Origin of the sequence: Gaetbulibacter sp. M235 (assembly GCF_043876835.1) — a bacterium.
Lineage (GTDB): Bacteria > Bacteroidota > Bacteroidia > Flavobacteriales > Flavobacteriaceae > Yeosuana.
The window spans coordinates 139,208-156,194 of sequence record NZ_JBAWJZ010000002.1 but is presented as its reverse complement, the minus strand read 5'-3'; the positions used below and the strand labels follow the sequence as shown (position 1 = coordinate 156,194).

22 protein-coding genes are annotated in these 16,987 nt (G+C 29.9%); 16 read left to right on the top strand and 6 right to left on the bottom strand.

All coding sequences use genetic code 11. The features are described from left to right. The first annotated feature begins 36 nt into the window (after window positions 1-36). From V8G69_RS03360 to V8G69_RS03345, 4 genes are all read left to right on the top strand, one after another. Entirely contained in the window at window positions 37-447 is a 411-nt protein-coding gene (locus V8G69_RS03360; protein ID WP_394880395.1) for a hypothetical protein, read from the top strand. Window positions 448-449: 2 nt separating this feature from the next. Next, window positions 450-749 (top strand): thioredoxin, encoded by a 300-nt coding sequence (gene trxA / locus V8G69_RS03355; protein ID WP_394880394.1) that lies wholly within the window; start codon window positions 450-452, stop codon window positions 747-749. A gap of 81 nt (window positions 750-830) precedes the next feature. Beyond that, the gene (locus V8G69_RS03350; protein WP_394880393.1) at window positions 831-1,460 is read left to right on the top strand and encodes a WG repeat-containing protein; all 630 of its coding nucleotides are present in this window, start codon (window positions 831-833) and stop codon (window positions 1,458-1,460) included. After that, entirely contained in the window at window positions 1,457-2,542 is a 1,086-nt protein-coding gene (locus V8G69_RS03345; RefSeq protein ID WP_394880392.1) for a M50 family metallopeptidase, read from the top strand. Before V8G69_RS03350 ends, V8G69_RS03345 begins: the two co-directional genes overlap by 4 nt. Before the next feature lie 259 nt (window positions 2,543-2,801). Here V8G69_RS03345 and V8G69_RS03340 read toward each other — a convergent pair whose 3' ends face one another. Further along, a complete protein-coding gene (locus V8G69_RS03340; protein WP_394880775.1) occupies window positions 2,802-2,867 on the bottom strand; it encodes a prepilin-type N-terminal cleavage/methylation domain-containing protein in 66 nt (21 codons plus the stop codon). A gap of 344 nt (window positions 2,868-3,211) precedes the next feature. On the opposite strand from V8G69_RS03340, the gene V8G69_RS03335 reads away from it, so the two are divergent. The 6 genes from V8G69_RS03335 (at window position 3,212) to V8G69_RS03310 (ending at window position 8,017) form a co-directional block, all read left to right on the top strand. Continuing rightward, window positions 3,212-3,874 carry a DUF6799 domain-containing protein gene (locus V8G69_RS03335; RefSeq protein ID WP_394880391.1) on the top strand — a complete coding sequence of 221 codons (663 nt, stop codon included), beginning with the start codon at window positions 3,212-3,214 and terminating at the stop codon, window positions 3,872-3,874. A 66-nt stretch (window positions 3,875-3,940) separates the two neighbouring features. After that, entirely contained in the window at window positions 3,941-4,888 is a 948-nt protein-coding gene (locus V8G69_RS03330) for a hypothetical protein (RefSeq protein WP_394880390.1), read from the top strand. Between the two features lie 90 nt (window positions 4,889-4,978). After that, complete coding sequence (locus tag V8G69_RS03325) at window positions 4,979-5,572, top strand: CDP-alcohol phosphatidyltransferase family protein (protein ID WP_394880388.1); 594 nt, start codon at window positions 4,979-4,981, stop codon at window positions 5,570-5,572. Window positions 5,573-5,583: 11 nt separating this feature from the next. Then, a complete protein-coding gene (locus V8G69_RS03320; protein WP_394880386.1) occupies window positions 5,584-6,798 on the top strand; it encodes a metallophosphoesterase in 1,215 nt (404 codons plus the stop codon). A gap of 122 nt (window positions 6,799-6,920) precedes the next feature. Continuing rightward, entirely contained in the window at window positions 6,921-7,118 is a 198-nt protein-coding gene (locus tag V8G69_RS03315; protein WP_394880774.1) for a T9SS type A sorting domain-containing protein, read from the top strand. 230 nt (window positions 7,119-7,348) lie between these two features. Next, window positions 7,349-8,017, top strand: coding sequence for a BON domain-containing protein (locus V8G69_RS03310; protein WP_394880384.1), 669 nt, complete (start codon window positions 7,349-7,351; stop codon window positions 8,015-8,017). A gap of 55 nt (window positions 8,018-8,072) precedes the next feature. Here the strand turns inward: V8G69_RS03310 and V8G69_RS03305 are convergent, their stop codons facing one another. From V8G69_RS03305 to V8G69_RS03295, 3 genes are read right to left on the bottom strand one after another with little or no spacing between them, the layout of a single operon-like run. Further along, window positions 8,073-9,065 carry an MlaD family protein gene (locus V8G69_RS03305; RefSeq protein WP_394880382.1) on the bottom strand — a complete coding sequence of 331 codons (993 nt, stop codon included), beginning with the start codon at window positions 9,063-9,065 and terminating at the stop codon, window positions 8,073-8,075. 11 nt (window positions 9,066-9,076) lie between these two features. Then, entirely contained in the window at window positions 9,077-9,859 is a 783-nt protein-coding gene (locus tag V8G69_RS03300) for an ABC transporter ATP-binding protein (RefSeq protein WP_394880380.1), read from the bottom strand. After that, on the bottom strand, window positions 9,856-10,638 hold the full coding sequence (locus V8G69_RS03295) for an MlaE family ABC transporter permease (RefSeq protein WP_394880378.1): 783 nt from the start codon (window positions 10,636-10,638) through the stop codon (window positions 9,856-9,858). Before V8G69_RS03295 ends, V8G69_RS03300 begins: the two co-directional genes overlap by 4 nt. 115 nt (window positions 10,639-10,753) lie before the next feature. Between V8G69_RS03295 and V8G69_RS03290 the strand changes: the two genes are divergently transcribed. Then, complete coding sequence (locus V8G69_RS03290; protein ID WP_394880376.1) at window positions 10,754-11,356, top strand: hypothetical protein; 603 nt, start codon at window positions 10,754-10,756, stop codon at window positions 11,354-11,356. 68 nt (window positions 11,357-11,424) lie between these two features. Here V8G69_RS03290 and V8G69_RS03285 read toward each other — a convergent pair whose 3' ends face one another. Both V8G69_RS03285 and V8G69_RS03280 read right to left on the bottom strand, forming a co-directional pair. Then, window positions 11,425-13,128, bottom strand: coding sequence for an ABC1 kinase family protein (locus tag V8G69_RS03285; RefSeq protein WP_394880374.1), 1,704 nt, complete (start codon window positions 13,126-13,128; stop codon window positions 11,425-11,427). Window positions 13,129-13,131: 3 nt separating this feature from the next. Further along, entirely contained in the window at window positions 13,132-13,500 is a 369-nt protein-coding gene (locus V8G69_RS03280; RefSeq protein WP_394880372.1) for a hypothetical protein, read from the bottom strand. Between the two features lie 127 nt (window positions 13,501-13,627). Here V8G69_RS03280 and V8G69_RS03275 point away from each other — a divergent pair, with 127 nt between their 5' ends. From V8G69_RS03275 to V8G69_RS03255, 5 genes are all read left to right on the top strand, one after another. Further along, the gene (locus tag V8G69_RS03275; protein ID WP_394880370.1) at window positions 13,628-14,035 is read left to right on the top strand and encodes an HPP family protein; all 408 of its coding nucleotides are present in this window, start codon (window positions 13,628-13,630) and stop codon (window positions 14,033-14,035) included. Between the two features lie 154 nt (window positions 14,036-14,189). Next, window positions 14,190-14,969: a patatin-like phospholipase family protein gene (locus V8G69_RS03270; RefSeq protein WP_394880368.1), complete on the top strand. Its 780-nt coding sequence runs from the start codon at window positions 14,190-14,192 to the stop codon at window positions 14,967-14,969. Between the two features lie 59 nt (window positions 14,970-15,028). After that, window positions 15,029-15,298, top strand: coding sequence for a cation transporter (locus tag V8G69_RS03265; RefSeq protein WP_394880366.1), 270 nt, complete (start codon window positions 15,029-15,031; stop codon window positions 15,296-15,298). 5 nt (window positions 15,299-15,303) lie between these two features. Further along, a complete protein-coding gene (locus tag V8G69_RS03260) occupies window positions 15,304-16,023 on the top strand; it encodes a peroxiredoxin (protein WP_394880364.1) in 720 nt (239 codons plus the stop codon). Between the two features lie 17 nt (window positions 16,024-16,040). Further along, complete coding sequence (locus tag V8G69_RS03255) at window positions 16,041-16,982, top strand: L,D-transpeptidase (RefSeq protein ID WP_394880362.1); 942 nt, start codon at window positions 16,041-16,043, stop codon at window positions 16,980-16,982. The last annotated feature ends 5 nt before the right edge of the window (window positions 16,983-16,987 follow it).

Sequence of the window (16,987 nt, the reverse complement as noted above, 5' to 3'; positions counted from 1 at the left end):
ATACCTTACTAAGCAATTGATTAAATTTATTTTGTTATGAGAAACGGAAAAACATTAACACTTAAATTTTACCAAAACCTTGGTAAACTTTTTTATGCCATTGCTGCATCAGACAATGAGGTTAGAAAAGTTGAATTTGATAAACTAAAAGAATTAGTAAAAAAACAATGGTTAGGATTGGATTCTATTGAAGATGGTTTTGGGTCTGATGCAGCATATCAAATAGAAATTGTTTTTGACTTATTAAATATTCAGGAAAGACTGAATGCAAAATCGTGTTTTGAAGATTTTGTGAGTTATAAAAACGCACAAAAGCACTTGTTTACAGAAAACGTTAGGCAATTAATATTAAAAACGGCTGGAGCCATAGCAAATGCATTTTCTGGAATTAACAAATCAGAATTAATCATGCTTGCCAATTTAGACAGGGAATTAAAAAACATTTAAAAATGAAAAATAATTTTAGCACTATTATTAATACAAATAAGCCCGTTTTGATTGATTTTCATGCAGAATGGTGCGGACCTTGTAAAATGCTTGCCCCTATTTTAAAACAAGTAAAACACGACCTTAATGATTCCATAAAAATTGTAAAAATTGACGTTGATAAAAACCAAGAACTGGCTGGGAAATACCAAGTGAGAGGAGTCCCTACCATGATTCTTTTTAAAAACGGAAATCTGCTTTGGCGTCAATCAGGTGTACTACAAAAAAATGACATTATTTCAATTATTAAACAGTATCTATAATACTGTGATGTAATGATGAATATCATTTTGAAAAACTAGAAAACCTAATACTTTTAAATGAGTAATTTAAAATATTTTATCATGAAAAAAGAAATAATTCTAGTTACAATATTGTTTTTAATGTCAGCTTTTGCCTTTGCACAAACCATTGAAAACATAAATTACATTTCTTCTTATAACGATGGTCTTGCAGCTATTAAAAAAGACCATCAATGGGCATTTATAAATACCAATGGTGATATTGTAATAAATTTTAGAAATGATTTAGTTGCCACTAATCATGATGACGGCGAATATCCAATATTCAAAAATGATAGGTGTTTAATTTCGAAAGAAAAAGACGGCATTTCATATTTTGGCTATATAGACATTTTTGGAAAAACTGTAATTGAGCCTCAATATTTAAATGCTTTAAATTTTGTTGACAATGAAGCCATTGTTTTAGTCTTAATCAAAGAAGAGCTTGGAGGAAATGATGTTTTAGGGAAAAATATTGTAAACTATAAATATTATGATGCAGTTATTGACAACAACGGGCACGTTATTCAATACTTAACACCTAAAGGTTTTAATGTTAATCTTGATAAAAAGTATTTACGAACACCTCCAAAAATTACATCCAAACGCATTTCAGACAACCTTTACGCTGTTATGGATGAAAACAAAAAATGGACAATTCAAAAAATTAATAAAGAAAGTGATTTTCAATGAAAGCCAACATTAACTTAGGAAGTGTTTCTGGAATTAAAATAAAAGTCCATTGGACTTTTATTTTTTTAATTCTATGGATAATATTAAGTGAAATAAAACAAGGTGGAAACACAAAGAGTATTCTGTTCAATATTTCATTGGTTTTAGCTGTTTTTATATGTGTAATATTGCACGAATTGGGTCATGCATTAACCGCTAAGCATTTTGGAATCAATACTAAAAAAATTACCTTATTACCCATTGGTGGAATGGCTACCATGGAAAAAATTCCGGAATCACCAAAACAAGAACTGTTAGTAACATTAGCTGGTCCCTTGGTTAACGTTATTATCGCGCTACTACTCTATTTTATAATTCCGGTTAAGGAATTTATGCATTTAAATTTCACGGAAGCCCTTGAAACATTAAGTAGTTTTACCGTACAGAATTTCTTGTTTTATTTATATATAGTAAATATTGCACTTGTAGTATTTAATACAATTCCAGCTTTTCCAATGGATGGAGGACGAATTTTGAGAGCGATATTAGCTATTAAAATAAACCGTGCTAAAGCAACGCAAATTGCTTCAACCATTGGGCAATTTATAGCTGTCATATTTTTACTTATTGGCCTAATCTATAATCCGTTTCTCATTTTTATAGCGCTTGTCATATTTTTAGGTGCTTATGGAGAAAACCAGATGGTACATCATTTGGCACTTCTTAAAGGACATACTGTGAAAGAAGCCTTAATTACAAAATTTACAACTTTTCATCCGGAAAACACAATTAAAGACGTTATGGACAGTATTATTTCGGGCACAGAGAATAATTTTGTTGTTACTGAAAATGATACTGTTATTGGATTACTATATTACCAAGATATCGTGGAAAACGTAAAAAACGAAAACTCTTTGGTAAGGGATGTTATGAATACTTCATTTAAAACTTTCAATAGTGATGATGATCTTAACAAGGTATATCAATTAATTCATAGTCAAAAAAACTCGTTTTTTCCAGTTTTAGAAAATGGCAAACTCATTGGAGTCATTGATGCCATTAATCTAAATGAGTTCATTTTATTTCAACCAAAACTTTATTAATTTCTGAGTCTGTTCATTATGGGTTCATCATCATTTGATGTTCTTCTACCTTTAACATTAGTATTTGTATTTCTATGGTATTCCCTAATATTATCACCATAGTAATTATTAACCCTAATACGTCTTTCATGTTTAAAATTTATGCCATTAAATCTTGGTGGCAAAACTTTTACTGTTAGCCATACACCATTTTCAAAATAAATATAGTTACTCAAGCTTAAATCATAATAAACCATATAATCTGGAAAATACACATACCTTAAATTAACAACTCTATTAGGGTAAAACCACGATGGTGTTGAATAACTTGGACCAGATGAAACAATTACTGGTCCACAACTTTCAAAGTTTAGAAATAACCCAAATAACAGTACTGCTAAAATTAACCTTATTGTTTTCATGATAAGAATTTTAAGTTCATAAAATACCTAAACAAATCATTGTTTTACAATGATTTGCATCAATACAAAAACTATTTTGAACGTAATTAAAATTTTATTTTTTGAAGTTTTCACATCCTCATAAACAATACTTCTGAAGAAATAAAAAAAGGAGATTCTTCTTATTTAAAAGTGTCTGTTATAAACACAATTCAATTGATAGAAATCATTTTGAAAAAAACACCTTCACATTACTTTTAGCTAGTATTAATAAAAAAATAATAATATCATGAAAAGATTAACCCTATTACTAGTGTTGGCAATTATAGTAATTACAACAGTACACGCACAAGACAAAATACAAGATAGAGATAAAGATCAAGACAGAGTCATGTTGGTTGATGGAGATCTTTTACAAATTAGAGATCGAGACCAAGTTATGTTAAAAGACAAAATAGTATTAGATGATGGAACTATAGTTAATCCTGACGGAACTTACGTAACTAAAGATCAAGAAAGATTACGCTTAAGAGATGGTGAATGTTTAGATAATGATGGCATAAAATATCGCAATGAGTACCAATATCGTTATAAAATTGAACAAGAAAACAAAGGATTAGCACAAAACCAAATTCAAGAACGTAACTTAAACAGATATCAAATAATGGTTATTGATGGCAATGCTTATCAAATAAAAAACCAATCACAAAACCGTGTTACTGAACAAGTAAGACTAAACAATGGAACTGTTGTGAATCCAGACGGAACTTATCAAACAAGAGATCGTGCTCAATTACGTCTTCAAGATGGAGAATGCATTAACATGGATGGAGAAATGTATAAAAACATGATTCAACATAGAAAAATGATAAATGAAAAAGTTTTGAATAAAAACATGAATAAAAATAATTTACAAATTAAGAAGCAAAATAAGAAAAAAGCAACTTCTTAATTAAAATAGGAAAAAGAGGATTTTAAGAAGTTAAAATCCTCTTTTTTTAATTTAAAACCAATAATCATGACTTCCACTATAAAACTTATTCTCTTGTCATTTGTTATTTTAAGCAGCAACATTCTGTATTGTCAAAACAAATCAGATGCAGTAAAACACACAAAAGGAACAGATTTATCATATGTTTCTATAGGAATTAACTACATAAATGACGCTGTTTATTTAGGGCGAAAAGACTCTATTACTGCTCCATATTTATACCCTTCTATTACCTATTATAACAAATCTGGTTTTTATGCAACAGGCTCGCTTTCATATCTAACTAAATCAGATGAAAACAGAGTTGATTTATTTTTAGGCACTATTGGATATGATTTTACTTCTAAAAAATTTAGTGGAGACATTTCATTTACCAAATATTTCTTTAATTCAGATAGTTACAATGTTATTTCTGAAGTGGAGGCCGATTTAACTGCTACTTTAAGATATGATTTTGATATTATAGAAACCAGCATATCATTAACTAGTTTCTTTAATAAAAACAGTGGTTCAGATATGTTTCTTTCTTCCGAAATAAGTCATGATTTCATTACTATAAACAAAGATTTCCAAATATCCCCAAGCATCGGAGTATATTTTGGATCTCAAAATTTTTATGAACAATACTATATCTACAATCGCTTTGGAAGTGAAAGAACTACTGGCTCAGGTTCTGGTCAGGGATCTGGTGGATCTGGATCTGGTCAAGGTACCGGACAAGGTACTGGAGGAAGTACTACCACTACCACAACAACCACTACTACTTTAGTTCTTGAAGAAAGTGAAAAATTTGGGCTTATGGCCATAGAATTTAGTTTGCCTGTTTGGTATATTAATAAACCTTTTATTATATCATTATCACCAACTTTTGTAATTCCACAAAATCCAGCTACATTAACAGTAGATTCCGAGGTGTATAAAGAAGATCTTGAAACTACGTTTTATTGGATAGCAGGTATTAGTTATAGATTTTAAAAATTTGATTGATATGATTTATTTATAGACTTGTAAACTGGTCAATCAAGATTTAAATGAAGCTAAATCTTAATATTTTTCAACAAAAGCATGCTTACATTTAAAAATTATAATATTGCCGATTGGTTTTCATTTTACCGAATATTTGCAGCGCCATTTTTATTAATTATAATCTGGTTAGATATTCGTTCAACTTTCACTTGGTTATTGTTAATAAGTTATTGTACCGATGCTATTGACGGTTATTTAGCCAGAAGACTAAAAATTACTAGTGCAAGAGGTTCTCAGCTCGATTCCTTTGGAGACCAAATTACACTTTTTGTAGGTTTAATTGGCTTATTTTATTTTGAAAGCGAATTTATAAAAACCAACATAATTTTAATTCTTGTTGTATTTATACCTTATATCATCCAAATGTTTTTGGCTTACTTCAAGTATGGAAAGGCAACAGCATTTCACACCTATTTAGCTAAACTTTCAGCAATTCTTCAAAGCATTTTTATCTTATGGTCGTTATTCTTTTCACCAGAATACGCTTTGTTTTATACCATGATCATTATAGGCTTATTAGAAACTTTTGAAGAAATAGCGCTTATTTTTATGTATGACAATTGGGCTGCAGACGTAAAAAGTATTTTATGGGCTTTACGCGATAAACGAAGGTTAAAAAAAAGTAGCAATTAATCCATAACGATATGCGTAGCTTTTCTCTTTTCACCATTATACTGTTATGCATAGCCATATTAATTGTTGATATTACTGCATTTTACTGGTTGAGGTCTATTACAACGCTTCTAAATTCCAACTTTTTAAAAATAACCATAACTATATTATTTTGGGTTTTTACTATTGGCTTAATTACAGCTATTATCATTCTTAAAATCACCTTGGATGATATCAATCCTAGAAGAAAACAATTACTAATTTCTTCATTATATGGTCTTACTATATCTTCCTTCTTACCCAAAATTATTTTTATAATCATTATATCAATACTATACTTAACTAGGACTTTGGTTCCAGAAAACGTGTCTCTTTTAGTCCTTTCTCTAGCAGGCCTATTTTCTGGATTTTTACCTTTTTTTGTAATTGTATATGGTATTTTTATAGCTGTTTATAAATTTAAAGTTCATCATATTAAAATACATTTTAAACATTTACCAATACAGTTTCATAACTTAAAAATTGTTCATATTTCAGATTTACATCTAGGAGGTTTTAACTATCGGTACAAAATACTCGAAAGAGTAGTGAAATTAATTAATAACTTAAATCCTGACCTTATTTTTTTTACAGGAGATTTAGTAAATAATTATGCATGGGAACTTCGCGGATGGGACGATGTTTTAGATAAATTGGAGGCCAAAAAAGGAAAATATGCAGTTTTAGGAAATCATGATTATGGAGACTATAGCCAATGGAAAAACATTCAAGAAAAAGAAAAAAACTTCAATGCGATAAAACAGTTTTACAAAAGAATCAACTTTAAATTGCTCTGTAATGAATCTCATATAATTGAGCTAGATAAAAACAAAATAGCTGTTATTGGGGTCGAAAATTGGGGAAATCCACCATTTAAGAAATATGGAGATTTAAAATTACCTCTAAAAAATGTGGAAACTATTCCATTCAAAATACTGCTCTCACATGATCCAACTCATTGGAGCGAAGAAGTCATTGATAAAACAGATATTACTCTTACTTTATCCGGACATACACACGGAATGCAAATGGGGTTTCAATATAAAAAAATGAACTGGAGTCCAATAAAATACAAATACAAACATTGGGGTGGACTGTATAAACATAACAACCAATATTTATATGTTAACAGAGGTTTAGGTTGGTTAGGTTTTCCTGGAAGAATAGGCATGCGTCCAGAAATTTCAAATATTGAATTATTGTCATAATCTTGCTACATTTCCCCTTTGTGAATTGATATTTATCAATTTATAATTATAAACATTTTATAACATCTATTGAGCAATTAATACAGATGTTTATCCTTATCTCATAACAAAAAGGTTCTAAAATTGAAACTTTTGTTATATACCCAAACCCAACAAAAAAAAGTATTGTTAATATAAAAAGTTCAGCTGGAAATTTGATAAACATTTATAACATACTTGAACAAGAGGTACTTTCAACTAAAATAAATACCTCATCTAATGTTCAAACACTTAATTTAAGCGGATTACAACTTGGTTTGTATTTTTGTGAAAATAAGTGATGGCATTAATGTTTCAGTGAAAAAATCAATTCTAAAAAAAATCTTAAAACATTAATTTAAAATTCAGCAAAAGATCCTGATAGGTTTTAAATCTGTCAGGAGCTTTAATTTCCGTGAATAAATAAACAAAAAAATCTTATCAATTTAGAGTGGATTGATACCCATCATTTCAAATTCTTGGTTAGTAACATACTTTTAGACATTGTTAAATTCATATAAATATAATTATCATGAAAACAGATTTAAAACTTAAGGAAGATATTCTTTCTGAATTGGAATGGCTACCTAATATTGATGAGACCCAAATAGGTGTTATTGTTAAAGACGGAATTGTTACCCTTGAAGGAACTGTTGATTCATACGCAAAAAAAATAGCAGCTGAAAAAGCAGTTAAAAATGTTTATGGTGTAAAAGCTGTAGTTGAAGACATTAAAATTGTATATAATGCAGGAGATAACAAATCAGATACTGAAATAGCAAAAGCAGCCGTTGATGCCATAAAATGGAATTCTTCTGTGCCAAATGACTCTGTTAAAATTAAAGTTGAAGATGCTTGGGTTTATTTATCAGGCGAACTTCCTTGGGAATATCAAAAAAGATCTGCCTATAATTCTATAAAAACTTTATATGGTGTTAAAGGTGTTGTTAATAACATTTCCATAAAACAAGCACTAACTCCTTTTGAAGTTGAAAGCAGAATTACCAAAGCTTTTGAAAGATCAGCACGACTTGAGTCAAAAAAAATAAAAGTTGAAGTAGATGGACATACCGTTAAATTAAGTGGTACAGTTCATTCTGTTCCTGAAAAAGATGACGCCAGAAAGGCTGCTTTTTTTGCTCCAGGAGTTACAAAAGTTGTTAACAATCTAGTAGTGGATTATTATCCTGAATATGCCTAAACATTCAGTAAAAACTTAATTTTAATGACTAAAAACATCTCATAGTGAGATGTTTTTAGTCATTATTTTTTCTTGCCTCATTTTTTTGTTCACGCTCTAATTTTCTAAAATAACCACGTGTTAAAAAATTATATTTTAATGCTTCCATATTTTGGTTAAACTTATCTGTGCCTTCATTAATGTTTATAAGTGCAGATTTCAAACTGTTTACCAGACTCGTATCTTTTACTACATAGTTATAAGCCCCTTGACTAGAATTAAAGTCATCCACAACCGTATTAATGTTCAACAATATATTTTCAATCTCTTGGCTAGATGTCTCAAGGTTGCTGACTACAGATTTAATTTTTTCACCTGAAATAGAATCATTTAAAAGCATTCCTAAAACAGTATCGTCATTGGTTTTTAATGATGATACAATTTGATTAATTTCTCCTATAGTATTTGAAGCATCTTTACTTGCTGCTTTCAAATTTGTAACGGCATATCTTAAGTCTTTTGCCATGATTGTATCATTTAATAATACGGCCAGAGTTCCTTTACCTTCTATCATGGCTCTCGTGATTTTCAGCAAATCTGAGGTAAGTATTGCCGCATTCTCTGAACTAACGCTTAGTGTACTCAGAATATCATCTGCCCCTATTTTACTATAAGTTGCAATGATATCTCCATTACTAATTACATAATCAATACCATTACCCGGAAGAATATTAACAATCATATTTCCCACCAACCCATCTGAACCAATAGTGGCTATGGCATTTTTTTTAATATGTGAGGTAATTTTTTCTTCAATGGTCATATCCACTTTTATAGTAGAATCGTTTACCATATTAATATCGCTTACTATGCCTATATTAATTCCGGAATACCTAACATTATTTCCCTTTTGTAACCCGTTAACATTTTGAAAATAGGCTCCAATAGTAAATGTTTTTTTAAACATATTTTGCTTTTGCCCAATAAGATAGATTGCCACTACAAACACAATTGTACTTATAATAACAAACAGACCTAATCTTATTGTTTGTGAATTAGTGTTTTTCATATGCTTTCTTTTTACTGTTTGAAAAATGCCTTTATTTTTGGGTCATCAGATAATGATAGTTCTTTGAAAGTTCCTTCGGCATAATTAGTTCCTTCAATTAATAGTATCATTCTGTCTGCAATTACTCTGGCACAATCAACATCATGGGTGATGATGAGAGACGATGTATTGTATTTTTTTTGTACATCTTGCATTAGTATAATAATTTCTTTAGCTGTAATTGGGTCTAATCCACTGGTTGGTTCATCGTATAAAATTATTTTAGGCCTAAGAATTAAAGTTCTTGCCAAAGCAATTCTTCGCTTCATACCTCCAGACAATTCTGCTGGCATTAAATCAATTGTATGAGCCAAACCTACATTTTCTAAAGCTTCGATAACCAACGATTCCCTGTCGAGTTTTTTACTCAATTTTTCTGAATGTCGCCTTAAAGGAAATTCCAAATTTTCTCTAACAGTCATAGAATCATACAGTGCACTTCCTTGGAACAAAAAGCCAATATCGGCACGTAACACATCTAATGCTGCTTGATCTAACTTAGTAATATCCTTGTGCATTACAGTTATTTGACCGCTATCTGCTTCCATCAATCCCACAAGACATTTAATCATTACTGATTTTCCCGATCCTGATTTTCCCATAATTACCAAATTCTCTCCTTTATACAATTTCATATTGAAGTGTTTGAGAACATGATTATTCTCAAAACTTTTATTCAAGTCTTTTAATTCTAAAACCGCTTCACGAGTTCCTATATTCTTATCTTCTTTTAATATGTCTAATTGTGCTTTCATAATTCATAAAAAATATCAGCAGCCAAAACAGCAATAAAGTCAATGATAAATAGTAACAAAGAAGTAAATACAACCGCAGAATTTGCAGCTTTACCAACTCCTGCAGTTCCTTTGTCACAGAAATAGCCTTTAAAGCAACCTACAAGCCCTATAGCGAATCCAAAAAAGAATGATTTTATAGTTGCTGGAACTATATCGCCAAATTCTAACGTATCAAAAACCTGATTAAAATAGAGCTGAAACGATACAGCACCTTTAATGTTTTCTACCAAATAAGACCCGTATAATGCAATTGCATCACCAAAGATTACCAATAGCGGAATCATTAATGTTGTAGCCATAATACGTGTAACCACCAAGTATTTAAAAGGATTGGTTCCAGAAACTTCCATGGCATCAATTTGTTCTGTAACCCGCATAGAACCAATTTCTGCGCCAATTCCAGAACCTATTCTTCCTGCACAAACTAATGCAGTAATCATTGGTCCAATTTCTCGAACTATTGAGATTCCAACCATAGAAGGCATCCAAGAAACCGCTCCAAATTCCATAAGTGTAGGTCGGGTTTGTAATGTTAATACCAAACCTATGATAAACCCAGTGATAGCTACCAATAGCAAGGAACGATTTCCCATATTATAAGATTGCCTCAACAATTCCTTAAATTCAAAAGGTAATCTAACGGCTTCTTTAAAAAAACGTGAAGTAAAATGAGTTAACTCTCCAATTTCCCTTAAGAAGTCTTTCAAATGTTTTAGTATCTGATTGAATTTTAACATAATATCTCATACTTAACTTAAAATTATACTAATAGCATGAGAATCGAAATGATGAAAATCATTGTGGTATTAAGCTATAGTTATGACATTTAATATCATCATAATACATATAGCCATGAAAAATAAGAAGGATATTCAGTTTGTAGACAACATTATTGGCGCACTTAGAAAAACAGCCATTGAGTTAGAGGAATTTCAAGTAACAACTGCCTTAGGAAAAGCAGAAGCACAGGACAAATATGAAGAGATTAAAAAGAAATTCAATCTCTTTATTCATGACAGCCAATTTAAAATTAAGGGTATTAAACATAAAATTGAAGAAATCAATGCCAAGTTTGAAGAACTACGTGTACAATTAGCTTTGGGCAAAGCAGAAACAAAAGAAATTTTTAAAAAGCAAAAAAAACAATGGCTTTCATTACTTCATGAAATTGAAGTGAAAATCAAATCCAATGAAACCCTAAATAGCATGTATGCTTTGGCGCTCATTGAAATGGAACAATTTAAAATTCAGTTGGAGATATTAGAACAAAAATTCAATAAAGAACCAAAAACTTCTAAAGATTCGTTTGAGAAAGGAAAAAACGAATTCAACTCCTTCATCGATAAGTTTAAAAGCAAATACGGAAAGAAAAAAGAAGAATCAAAACTTGAACATTTTCAAAATGAAATTTCTGAAGCTTTTGATCATTTCAAAAAAGCGTTTAGTAAAGCATAAGTTTTTAAAATTTGGTAAAAAGGCACAATTCTAATTGTGCCTTTTTTTATGGTTTAATTGCTGAATAATTAATAGTCATAATCTCCCCTTTTTATGTTTAATAGCATACCAAAGCCCAAAAATACAGCCAAAATAAAACTTGCAATACCAAGGAATGAAATACCATTTAAAAGTGGGTGAATTTCAAATATTATAAATAATGAAGCGGATATGATTAATGCAACCATTATAAATGCTGTGATTAATTGTTTGGTTATTCTTTGAAGCGTGTGTACCATTGGGTCTATGCCCTTATGGGTTAAATCTACCTTTATTTGCCCTGAATTGATTTTATGTATTGCATTTTTTAAATCTGACGGAAAATCTTCCATATAGTTGGTTAATTCTACCACAGAATTCACTATTTTCTTTCCTATTTTTAATGGGTTATATTTTTGTGCTGCACTGTTTTTTAAATAAGGTCTCACAATTTCAAATTGCTCAAATTTAGGATCTAGTTTGGCTATTACACCTTCAATAGTCACTAAAGATCTGGCAAAAAGGAAAAAATAAGTAGGCACCTTCAAGCCATGAGCAATTATAATATCTTTGAGTTCTAATAAAATGGTACTCATTTCATTTTCATGAATGTCTCTTACATAATACTTCTCTACAAACTCGTTGATATCAAACTCTAAGTCTCTCATATTTGATATGGCAGCATTATTAGAAAGCCGTTGTAATTCCTTAATAATTTTTTTAATATCCTTATTTGTAATGGCTATAAACAACTTTCCAAATATTGAAATATCTCTTGGCAACATGCTTCCCATCATGCCAAAATCTAAATAGCAAATATGGCCATTTGGTAGAACTAATAAATTTCCTGGATGAGGATCGGCATGGAAAAAGCCATATTCGAATATTTGTTTGAAGTAACTAATTGCAAGTCTTCTAGCAATTACATTTGTTTCAAATCCATTTGATTTTAATTCGTCTATCCTATCTATTTTAATTCCAGAAACGAACTCTAATGCCAAAACTTTTGAAGTTGTATATTCTTGATATGTTCTTGGAGCATTTGCAAATTGCTCAATTGTATCATCATTTGTAAGATTTATATAAAATCGTTGTGCGTTAATAGATTCATGAATAAAATCAAGTTCTTTTAAAATAGATGCTTCAAAATTTTTAACCAAACCAATAGGATCAAAACTTCTTAAAGAAGGTAATCTTCTTTCTAAAACATGGGCTATTCTATACATTACTTTTATATCCTCTATAATGACATCATATATTCCTGCTCGCTGTATTTTTAAAGCAACACGTTTTCCTGAATGCAATATTACTTTGTGCACTTGTGCCATGGATGCCGATGCAAAAGGAATAGGTTCAAACCATGCAAATAAGTTCTCAACTGTATCTTTCAATTCTGTTTCAACAACGTCCTTTGCAACATTTTCTGGCATTGGAGGCACATTGTCTTGAAGTTTTTCTAGCTCAAGTGTTAGTTCTAATGGCACCAAATCTGGTCTATTACTTAAAATTTGACCAAATTTGACAAATGTTGGGCCTAATTCTTCGCATACCAGTCTCATTTTAGCCCATTTACTGTATTTTTTAATATAAATTCTGGTGGAATTTGGAATGAACTTTTGAAGGAAAGTGTATTGTTTACTTTCATCTAAATAATAAACAAAATCTTCAAGGCCATATTTTATTAAGACCCTAAGAATTTGATTGTACCTAGAAATCGAATTAATTTTTTTTCTAATATCTGTAATGACTCCCATATTTTATGCTTCAAATCTATTGAGTCTTGCTTCTAATAAAGCAACCATTTGATCCAGTTTATCAATTCGTTCATTTAATGCCTTAATTTCATCTAAATGGGCCACATTTATTTTTTTGTAAAATTTGGCAACTAGTTCTTCTATTTTCTCGTTAAGTTCTTCTTGTAATTCATGGGTTTTTAAAATAATTTTATCTACAAACTCCATTTCATTACCGTTTTCATCTAACTGAGACTCAGAAACCACTCTATTTATGTTTTCCTTTCCCTTTTCTGTCAGCTTATTTATTTTATCCAAAAAATTAGTGTCTTTTGCTAAAAAATAAATACTTGAACTTAAAGTAAGCAGCTCCAAAATTGTTTTAGTTTTCATAACCTTTCATTTAACTTTTCTATATTAAATATATCGCTTATTAACCAAGTCCTAAATGATTAAAATCATTTAGGAACTCATCATTATAATATAATTTTAGAAGTGTTAGATAACTAAAATTAATCTTATGAAAACTGATTTTATATCAACAGTCATGACAAAAAATGTAGTGAGTGTAACTCCAGAACAATCACTATTAGATGTCAAGCATATTTATGAGAAAAAAAAATTCCATCATCATATTCCGGTTGTGGAAAACGAAAAATTAGTTGGAATGGTTAGCTTAATAGATTTTATGTATAATATATCTGGAAGTGGAATTAGTGATGATAACAAAATTTATAAAGAATTAAAGGTTAAAGATATCATGACTCAAAAGCCATTTTTTTTAACTGCTTCATCAACAATTGAAGATGTCTCAAAGGTTTTAGCAGAAGGATATTATCATGCCATTCCTATTCTTGATAATGATAAACTGGCAGGCATTGTGTCTACTGCAGATATCATAAAGTTTTTCCTAAACGAAGTCAAGTAATATTAAATATTCAAATTTGACTATCGAAATATCAGTGACACAATGAAACATCAATAGTAAAAAAATCTAATGGTGATTCGTTACTATTGTTGATATTTATCAATTCCTAAACCTTTAATTATAAGTACTTTCAACTAATATTAATTCTTGAAAAATGAATATTGGTTTAGCCTTATCTGGTGGAGGCATGCGTGGAGCAGCACATATTGGAGCTATAAAAGCGCTTGAAGAAAATAATATTTTTCCAACACATATAGCAGGAACAAGTGCTGGCGCTATTGTAGGAGCACTCTACGCCTATGGTTATTCTTATGAAGATATGTTTAAGTTTTTCAAAGGAATAAATATACTTGATATTAAAAAATATGCATTGAACAAACCTGGTTTTATTGATGCTGAAAAATTCTATCCAGAGTTTAAAGCCTACTTGAAAAATGATGATTTTTCATTTTTGAAAAAAGACCTTAGTATTACCACAACAAATATTTTAAACGGTGAATTAAAAGTCTTTAATAAGGGTGAACTTATCAAACCCATTTTAGCATCAGCTGCAATTCCTGGTGTATTTACACCAGTGGAAATTGATCATAAATACTATATAGATGGAGGCTCACTGAATAACTTTCCTGTAGAATTATTAAAGCCTAAATGCGATAAAATAATTGGAATTTATGTAAATAGTTTTGACGCAATAAACATTAAAGATTTAAAACACTCACACAATGTTATAGAACGAGCTTTTACAATAAAATCGGTAAGAGAAGATCAGAAAAAATTTAAATTTTGTGATTTAATGGTTTATCCAAAAGAGTTAAACAAATATGGTGTTTTTGATAAAAACCATCTTACAGATATCTTCAATATTGGCTACAATGCTACTGTTAAAGCTTTAACAGGCTATAATATCTTTTCAAAAAAGACAGTTTCAAATTGATTTTAATCATTTCTATTTATTGTTTCTAAACATACTTTTAAGTATTAAAAAATCACCGTATGAAAACTACTTTATACATACAAAACTTAAAATGTGAATATTGTGAAGAAACCATTTTAAAAAAGCTTTCAAAGCTAAAACACATATCTAATATATCTATTAAAAGGCAATTTGCCACCTTAACTTTTGAATATCAAACTCTAGAGGATTTAATTCTGGTAAAAAAAACACTTTCAAAAATTGGCTATCCACCCTTTGGAGAAAGAAATAATTTCCTGACAAAAACCAAATCTTTTCTACATAGATTAAAAGTTCATAATAAAAATTAAAATAAATGGAAACACTTCAAGAACAAGAAAAAGTATTTTCAATTCCTAGAATTGGAGATAAAGCACCAGAATTTAAAGCAGTAACAACTCAAGGTCCTGTAAATTTCCCTTCAGATTATAAAGGTAAATGGGTTATCTTGTTTAGTCATCCTGCAGATTTCACTCCTGTTTGCACCTCTGAATTTATTACGTTCGCAAGTTTAGAAACCAAATTTGAAAAAGCCAATTGTAAATTAATCGGACTTTCAATTGATGGTTTATACAGTCATATTGCTTGGTTAAGAACTATCAAGGAAAAAATTAAATTCAACGGCATGAACCATGTTGAGGTTAAATTTCCATTAATTGAAGACATTACCATGGAAATTGCTAAAAAATATGGTATGATCCAACCTGGAGAAAGTAAAACCCAAGCAGTGAGGGCCGTATTCTTTATTGACCCTGAAGGTGTAGTAAGAGCATTAATTTATTATCCTTTAAGTTTGGGAAGGAATTTTGATGAAATATATAGAGCTTTAATTGCTATGCAAACGTTTGACAAATTTAATGTTGCAACGCCAGCTGATTGGAACCCAGGAGATGATGTAATAATTTCTCCAGCTGGATCTTGTGGTGTAGCAGAAGAACGTATGACATCAAAAAATGGCATCACTTGTGAAGACTGGTTTTTCTGTACAAAAAAATTAGACAAGGACATCATTTTAAATGAGTTAATAAAAAATTAATCAACAAAACTAACAAGATGTTATCAAAATTATTTACCTCGCTATTTTTGATAATTGTCTTGTTAGTTTTTATAATATTTCACAACCCAAATCATAAGTATTCTCTAATTTCATCCTCTAACATTATTGTTAAAAAGGATACAGGGAAATTATCGAAATCAGTTTTAATTGACAAGTCGGTAACCGTTGGAAGCTACTTTCAGTTTTTAGATTCAGTAATTAAAAAATATGATTCAGTTACGCCTTATGTGTTAACAGAACATCTTTTGGTAAGAGCAAACCCTTGGATTATTGATAGACTAAAAAACACAGATTATTATATAATGAAAACAAAAGGCTCATTTGTATATAATCAAAAAGACATGTTGGTTTTCAATAAAAATGATATACTGGTTCTACCAGATTTGGCTTTAACAAAAAAATTGCTTCAATCATTTGAAAAAACATATATTGATGTTAATATCCCTGAATTTAAACTTCGGATTTTTGAAGATTCAAGTTTGCTTTACGAATTTCCAATACGAGTTGGGCAACTGAAAAAGAAATATCTTAAAATGGCCAATAGAGAGATAGATTTAAAAACCAAAACTGGGAGTGGTTTCATTGTAAATTATGTACGTTATCCAGACTATTACAATCCTGTTGATGGGCATAAGTATTTTGTAACAAAAAGAGACGATGGCAACGTAACCAAAATGCCTCAAATTCCTTTTATAGAAACCGAAATAAATGGAATAAGAAACGGTCAATTAATTCATGCCACAACAAACCCAAATACGCTTGGAAAAGCATATTCTAACGGCTGTATTGGTGCAAAAGAAGCTGATACATGGGTTATTTATTATTATGCAGCAATTGGCACTAAAATAAATATACGGTATGATTTAAATGTGGTTGATTCTTTGGGCAAAAAAATTGTTTTAAAAGATATTTATAAAAATTATAAATTAAACAATTAACTGTT

What these genes read in the sequence shown, in the direction of transcription:
- V8G69_RS03360 (WP_394880395.1), top strand. Translation starts at nt 37, where the DNA reads ATGAGAAACGGAAAAACATTAACACTTAAATTTTACCAAAACCTTGGT.
- trxA (WP_394880394.1), top strand. Translation starts at nt 450, where the DNA reads ATGAAAAATAATTTTAGCACTATTATTAATACAAATAAGCCCGTTTTG.
- V8G69_RS03350 (WP_394880393.1), top strand. Translation starts at nt 831, where the DNA reads ATGAAAAAAGAAATAATTCTAGTTACAATATTGTTTTTAATGTCAGCT.
- V8G69_RS03345 (WP_394880392.1), top strand. Translation starts at nt 1,457, where the DNA reads ATGAAAGCCAACATTAACTTAGGAAGTGTTTCTGGAATTAAAATAAAA.
- V8G69_RS03335 (WP_394880391.1), top strand. Translation starts at nt 3,212, where the DNA reads ATGAAAAGATTAACCCTATTACTAGTGTTGGCAATTATAGTAATTACA.
- V8G69_RS03330 (WP_394880390.1), top strand. Translation starts at nt 3,941, where the DNA reads ATGACTTCCACTATAAAACTTATTCTCTTGTCATTTGTTATTTTAAGC.
- V8G69_RS03325 (WP_394880388.1), top strand. Translation starts at nt 4,979, where the DNA reads ATGCTTACATTTAAAAATTATAATATTGCCGATTGGTTTTCATTTTAC.
- V8G69_RS03320 (WP_394880386.1), top strand. Translation starts at nt 5,584, where the DNA reads ATGCGTAGCTTTTCTCTTTTCACCATTATACTGTTATGCATAGCCATA.
- V8G69_RS03310 (WP_394880384.1), top strand. Translation starts at nt 7,349, where the DNA reads ATGAAAACAGATTTAAAACTTAAGGAAGATATTCTTTCTGAATTGGAA.
- V8G69_RS03305 (WP_394880382.1), bottom strand. Translation starts at nt 9,065, where the DNA reads ATGAAAAACACTAATTCACAAACAATAAGATTAGGTCTGTTTGTTATT.
- V8G69_RS03300 (WP_394880380.1), bottom strand. Translation starts at nt 9,859, where the DNA reads ATGAAAGCACAATTAGACATATTAAAAGAAGATAAGAATATAGGAACT.
- V8G69_RS03295 (WP_394880378.1), bottom strand. Translation starts at nt 10,638, where the DNA reads ATGTTAAAATTCAATCAGATACTAAAACATTTGAAAGACTTCTTAAGG.
- V8G69_RS03290 (WP_394880376.1), top strand. Translation starts at nt 10,754, where the DNA reads ATGAAAAATAAGAAGGATATTCAGTTTGTAGACAACATTATTGGCGCA.
- V8G69_RS03285 (WP_394880374.1), bottom strand. Translation starts at nt 13,128, where the DNA reads ATGGGAGTCATTACAGATATTAGAAAAAAAATTAATTCGATTTCTAGG.
- V8G69_RS03280 (WP_394880372.1), bottom strand. Translation starts at nt 13,500, where the DNA reads ATGAAAACTAAAACAATTTTGGAGCTGCTTACTTTAAGTTCAAGTATT.
- V8G69_RS03275 (WP_394880370.1), top strand. Translation starts at nt 13,628, where the DNA reads ATGAAAACTGATTTTATATCAACAGTCATGACAAAAAATGTAGTGAGT.
- V8G69_RS03270 (WP_394880368.1), top strand. Translation starts at nt 14,190, where the DNA reads ATGAATATTGGTTTAGCCTTATCTGGTGGAGGCATGCGTGGAGCAGCA.
- V8G69_RS03265 (WP_394880366.1), top strand. Translation starts at nt 15,029, where the DNA reads ATGAAAACTACTTTATACATACAAAACTTAAAATGTGAATATTGTGAA.
- V8G69_RS03260 (WP_394880364.1), top strand. Translation starts at nt 15,304, where the DNA reads ATGGAAACACTTCAAGAACAAGAAAAAGTATTTTCAATTCCTAGAATT.
- V8G69_RS03255 (WP_394880362.1), top strand. Translation starts at nt 16,041, where the DNA reads ATGTTATCAAAATTATTTACCTCGCTATTTTTGATAATTGTCTTGTTA.